This is a genomic window from Actinocorallia lasiicapitis, from assembly GCF_054778695.1.
This window is the reverse complement of sequence record NZ_BAAGZI010000391.1, coordinates 1-5314: the sequence shown is the minus strand read 5'-3', so window position 1 is coordinate 5314 and position 5314 is coordinate 1. Positions and strand designations below refer to the sequence as shown.

The following is a 5314-nucleotide window of genomic DNA, read 5'->3' as shown; positions in this document are numbered from 1 at the left end:
CCACCACCGCGGCGTTCGTCGCGGCGGCCCAGGAGTGCGTCGGGCTGCTCCGGTGGGACGGGGGCGTGTGGCGCGTCCAGCCGCTGGCCGTCCGGGCGTCCGGGCGGAAACCGTTCGAAACCCACACCGGTGACTGGGCGCTGGGCCCCACCGATCCGAAGACCGTCAAATCCGACGCCCGCACCGGCGATCCCGTCGCCGTGCTCCGCGAACGAGCGGGAAGGCTGCTGCGCGCATGACCGACACCCCCACACTCCCCGACGGGCAGGCGGCCCGGCGGCAGGTCCTCTACTGGCGGCTGCTGGCACGGATCTTCGACGGGGAGGAGCAGGCCGGGCTCGAATCGGCGAGCGTCGGGATCGTCGACGAGCTGGGGCTGCCCGCGGCCATCCTCGACCCGGGGATCTCGGTCGACAACCTCCTCCAGCGGCATCCGGAGCTGGCGGGCGCGTTCGAAGGGCTGATGGCCGTCACGGACGACATACCGGAAGAGCGGGTGCGGCGGGCGGCGCTGGCGTCGAAGCTACTGCTCAACACGTTCTGCACGGGCGGCGGCGCGGTGTCCGCCACCCGGCTGGCCGGCTGGCAGAGCGACGCCGGCCATCTGCGCCGGGCCCTCGGTGAAGAAGGCGCGGTCGCCGGGGTGCTCGGCGAGATCGAGGGCGACCTGGTCAGCCGGATGCGGCTGCGTGAAGTGCTGGCCGATCCGCGGCTGGCGGCGCAGCTACGCCCCAGCATGTCGCTGATCGAACAGCTGCTCCGCGACAAGGCGAACCTTTCGGGCGTCGCGCTGGCCAACGCCAAGGCGCTGATCCGGCGCTATGTGGACGAGGTCGCGCAGGTGCTCCGCACGCAGGTCGAGAAGGCCAGCGCCGGGACGATCGACCGGTCCGTCCCGCCGAAACGCGTCTACCGGAACCTCGATCTCGACCGGACGATCTGGAAGAACCTCACCAACTGGAGCCCCGACGACGAGCGCCTCTACGTCGACCGGCTCTTCTACAAGCAGACCGCGCGCCGCACCACGCCCGCGAAAATGATCGTGGTGGTCGATCAGTCGGGGTCGATGGTCGACGCGATGGTCAACTGCACGATCCTCGCGTCGATCTTCGCGGGGCTGCCGAAGGTCGACGTCCATCTGATCGCCTACGACACCCGCGCCCTCGATCTGACGCCCTGGGTGCACGACCCGTTCGAGGTCCTGCTCCGCACGACGCTCGGCGGCGGCACCGACGGAACGGTCGCGATGAACCTCGCCCGGCCGAAGATCACCGATCCGCGGAACACCGTCGTGGTGTGGATCTCGGACTTCTACGACAACCGGGCGCTGCTCACGGATTTCGAGGCCGTCCACCGGTCGGGGGTGCGGTTGATCCCGGTCGGGTCGGTCAACAGCTCCGGCGGCGCGTCCGTCGATCCCTGGTACCGCCAGAAACTCAAAGAACTCGGCACACCGGTCATCTCCGGCCATATCCGCAAGCTCGTGTTCGAGCTCAAGAACTTCCTCGCTTAGGAGCCCCCCATGACCGATGATCTGCTGCGCGCCCCGGCCGAAGTGAAGTACGCCGAAGAGCTGGACTGGCTGGAATCCGTAGACGACGGGCCCAAGCCGTTCTCCTGGCGGCTCAGCCCGCGCATGGTCCGCCTGTTCATCCTCGGCTCCGAACGGGCCGACGGGCTCGATCGCGACATCCCGCAGAAATGGTTCGGCGACCGGACTTTCGTCGAGCGGAGCATCGTCACGCTGGCGTCCGACCGGGGGCTGCTGCTGATCGGCGACCCCGGCACCGGCAAGAGCTGGCTCGCCGAACTCCTCGCCGCCGCGATCTCCCGGAACTCGACCCTCGTCGTCCAGGGGACGGCCGGGACGACCGAAGACCACATCAAGTACTCGTGGAACGTCTCCCAGGTGATCGCCAAGGGCCAGTCCCGTGAGTCGATGATCCCCTCGCCGATCATGACGGCGATGGAGCGCGGCGTGATCGGCCGGTTCGAGGAACTGACCCGTTCGACCAGCGACGTCCAGGACGCGCTGATCTCGATCCTGTCCGAGAAGTACGTGTCGATCCCCGAGCTCGACGACGACAACATCGTCTTCGCGCAGCCCGGATTCTCGATCATTGCGACGGCCAACAGCCGCGACAGGGGCGTCAACGATCTGTCGTCGGCGTTGAAGCGGCGGTTCAACTTCGTGCGGATCCCGGTCGTCACCAACAAGAAGGCGGAAGCGGAGATCGTCCGGTTCCGTACGGCCGAGCTGCTCGGCCGGCACCAGATCGACCTGGAGATCCCGCCGACCCTCCTCGACATCCTTCTGCAGAGCTTCGCCGACCTCCGCGCCGCCGCGGCATCGGCGACCAGCGACGACGACCGGCTCGAATCGGCCCTGTCGACCGCCGAACAGATCGGCGTTCTGGAGGACGCCGTCCTGCACAGCCAGTTCTTCGGCGACGCCACGCTCCGCCCCGAGACCCTGGCCGGCTCCCTCGTCGGCTCCCTGGCCCGCCGCACCCCCGAAGATCTCGCGATCCTCAATAAGTTCTGGCATGGCGTCATCGAACCTCGAGCCAAAGCCGACCCCACCTGGTCCGCCTTCCTCGAAGGCGGCCGCGAAACCATCACCACCCTGTCCTGACCCACCAGGGCGGCAGAGCGGAATCGTGCGGAGGAGGAAGTGATGGTGGGTGCGGGGTCGGGGTTCGGGGGGCTGCGGGAGCAGCTTGCGAAGGCGGCCGAGGTGTTCGGGGAAGGGGGCGTCGGGGAGATTCTGGGCGGGATCGTCGAGGATGTGGAGCGGGCCGTCGAGGAGGAGCTGGAGATCTTTCCGGTCTGCCACCATTCGCCCGCCTCAGGGCTGGCGATGGTGCGGCGGTTGCGGGACAAGCAGCCGAAGGTGATCTATCTGGAGCTCTGCGAGGATCTGCGGCCGTTGCTGGAGGAGCTGCGGAACTGCCGGCTGCCGGTGGCGTTGCAGGCGTTCGCCAGCGAGATCGACGGGCATCCGAAGGAGTTCGCGCCGCTCAGCGTGGTCGCGCCGATCACCGAGGCGTCCGCCGAATACCAGGCGATCTCGTACGCGCTGGACACACCGGGCGTCGAACTGGTGCTGGTCGACCGGTCGTCCGACCACGTCTTCCAGTGGGAGCCGCGCCGCCCGGCCACGGCGGCGGGCGACGCGCCGGTGACTCCGCGTGAGGACGAGGCGCTGCACGGGGACGCGGTCGGCGTCGAGCTGGGTGATCTGCGGCCCGGTTTCGCCGAACTGGAGGAGTATCTGCTGCACCACGGGAAGGTGCGGCACTGGTCGGAATGGTGGGACCAGTACGTCGAACAGCCGCTGTCCGGTGCCGACTACGCCACCTACCGGCAGGTCATGGTGCTGATCGGCAGCCTGTTCCGGCGGCTGCGTCCGGCCGGCGCCGAACGTCGCGCGATCGACGAGGACCGTGAACGGTACATGTGGACGCGGATGCGCGAGCACCTCGCCGCCACCGGCGCCGACCCCGCCGACTGCCTTTACGTGTGCGGCGCGTTCCACGCGGCGAGCCGGGTCGAGCAGTTCGGGATCCGCTCCACCGCCCCCTACGAGATCGCGCCCCGCACCGCCACCCGCTGGCTTTACGGCCTGATCCCCTCGAGCCACTCCGCGATCGAAGCCCAGTTCGCGCTCGCGCCCGGCTCCATCTCGGTGGCCGCCGCCACCTGGCGCAAGACCCTGACCACCACCAAGCTCAAACCGTTCGCCCTCACCTCCGCTACCGGCCGCCGCGCTCCCAAAGCCCGGGGTGTTCGCGCCCGCGAAGAGAGCGCCGTGGGCGGGGAGGAGCGGCTGGCGGAGTTCCTGGGCGGTTCGCACCCGATGGGCGGGCTGGACGAGGAGGAGCTGCTCGGCTGGTGTGTGGACGTGGTGCGGCTCGCCCGGAAGAACGGTTACCTGGCGAGCACGGCCGACGCGATCGCGGTGTTCGAGACGTCGGTGCTGCTGGCGGGGATGCGGGGAAGGGCACGGCCCACGCCGTACGACTTCCAGGACGCGGCGGTCACCTGTATCGAGAAGGACCGGGTGCCGGGGCGGCGGGACGTCAAACGGCTGTGCGAGATCCTGCTCGGCGGCGACAGAACCGGGCAGGTCGGGTACGCGTCGCTGCCGCCGCTGGCGCGGGACGTCCTGGACAGGCTGGAGCCGCTCGGCCTCGATCCGCAGAAACGCACCCTGCAGCGGGCGCTGATCGATCTCGGTCAGCGGCCGGAGCTGGAGTCGTGTTCACGGCTGCTGTGGGTGCTGCGACGGCTGCTGCCCGAGGACGCCGTCCGGCCGATCATGGGTTCGCGGCGGCTCGGTGAACGGTCGATCCAGGAGAGCTGGGATCTGGCGCTCGGCCGCAACCAGCGGGCGCTCGTCGAGCTCGGCTACGAGGGCGTCACCGTCGAGCAGGTGCTGGAGCAGCGGCTCCGGCGGATGGCGTGGGATCCGAAGGCCACGGCGGCGACGGCGCTGGAGGCCGTCGAGGAGTCGCTGCTGTTCCTGAACAGCCCGCGCTTCACCGACGAGCTGGGCGCGCGCGCCGTCGAGCTCCTCGCCGCGGAACGGACGGTGGCCGACGCCCCGGACGTCCTGCGCCGGATCCGCCGGCTCCTCGCCCACTACCGGGCCACTGAACCGGCCCTGCCGGCCTGGTCGGAGGGGTTCGTCCGGACCGGCTACGCCCAGTACTGCACGCTGCTCCCGACGGCTTTCGCCGACGAGGGCACCGGGCTCCGCCAGGTCGCCGCGATGCTCGGTTTCCTGTTCACGCTGGAGCATCTGGCGCTCTCCCTGGGCTGCGACCACGCCCAGCTCGAACTGGCCGTCCGCCAATCCCCCGCCGAGGAGCCCGCCAAGCGCGCCCTCCGCTGGGCCGCCGAACACCAGCTCGGCCTGCTGCCGCTGCCCGACCTGCGCGCCCGCACCGCGGAACTCCTCACCAACCCGCTGCTGATCCCGTCGTTCCCGCACTATCTGAGCGGTTTCGTCCAGGCCCTGGATCCGGCGCCCGCCCTCACCCCTTTCCTGGTCGAACTCCTCTCCGAGGCTTTCGCCCACCTCCCCGACCCCGTCCTCCTCCCCTGGCTCCCCCACCTGATCGCCACCCTCAGAGCCAACGCCCCCGACCTGGTCCCCCTCCTCACCCGCGAAGCCGCCCGAACCTTCCCCTCCACCCCCGCCGCCCTCACCTCCTGGACCCCTCCCTGGCACACCCCACCCCACCCCTCCCCACCCCCGTTATCACCCCCAACACAACCGCCTTTCCGGCCCGTTCGGGCGGGGCGGTCA

3 protein-coding genes and 1 pseudogene are annotated in these 5314 nt (G+C 70.0%); all 4 read left to right on the top strand.

The features are described from left to right. Positions 1 to 239: pseudogene (locus tag ACYVE7_RS28440) on the top strand (hypothetical protein); the annotation flags it as partial. Further along, entirely contained in the window at positions 236 to 1513 is a 1278-nt protein-coding gene (locus tag ACYVE7_RS28435; protein WP_460368872.1) for a VWA domain-containing protein, read from the top strand. The pseudogene ACYVE7_RS28440 and the gene ACYVE7_RS28435, both read left to right, overlap by 4 nt. Before the next feature lie 9 nt (positions 1514 to 1522). Next, positions 1523 to 2635 (top strand): ATP-binding protein, encoded by a 1113-nt coding sequence (locus tag ACYVE7_RS28430; protein ID WP_460368871.1) that lies wholly within the window; start codon positions 1523 to 1525, stop codon positions 2633 to 2635. Between the two features lie 42 nt (positions 2636 to 2677). Then, positions 2678 to 5314, top strand: a 2637-nt coding sequence (locus tag ACYVE7_RS28425; RefSeq protein ID WP_460368869.1) for a DUF5682 family protein, incomplete at its 3' end; no start/stop codon positions are given.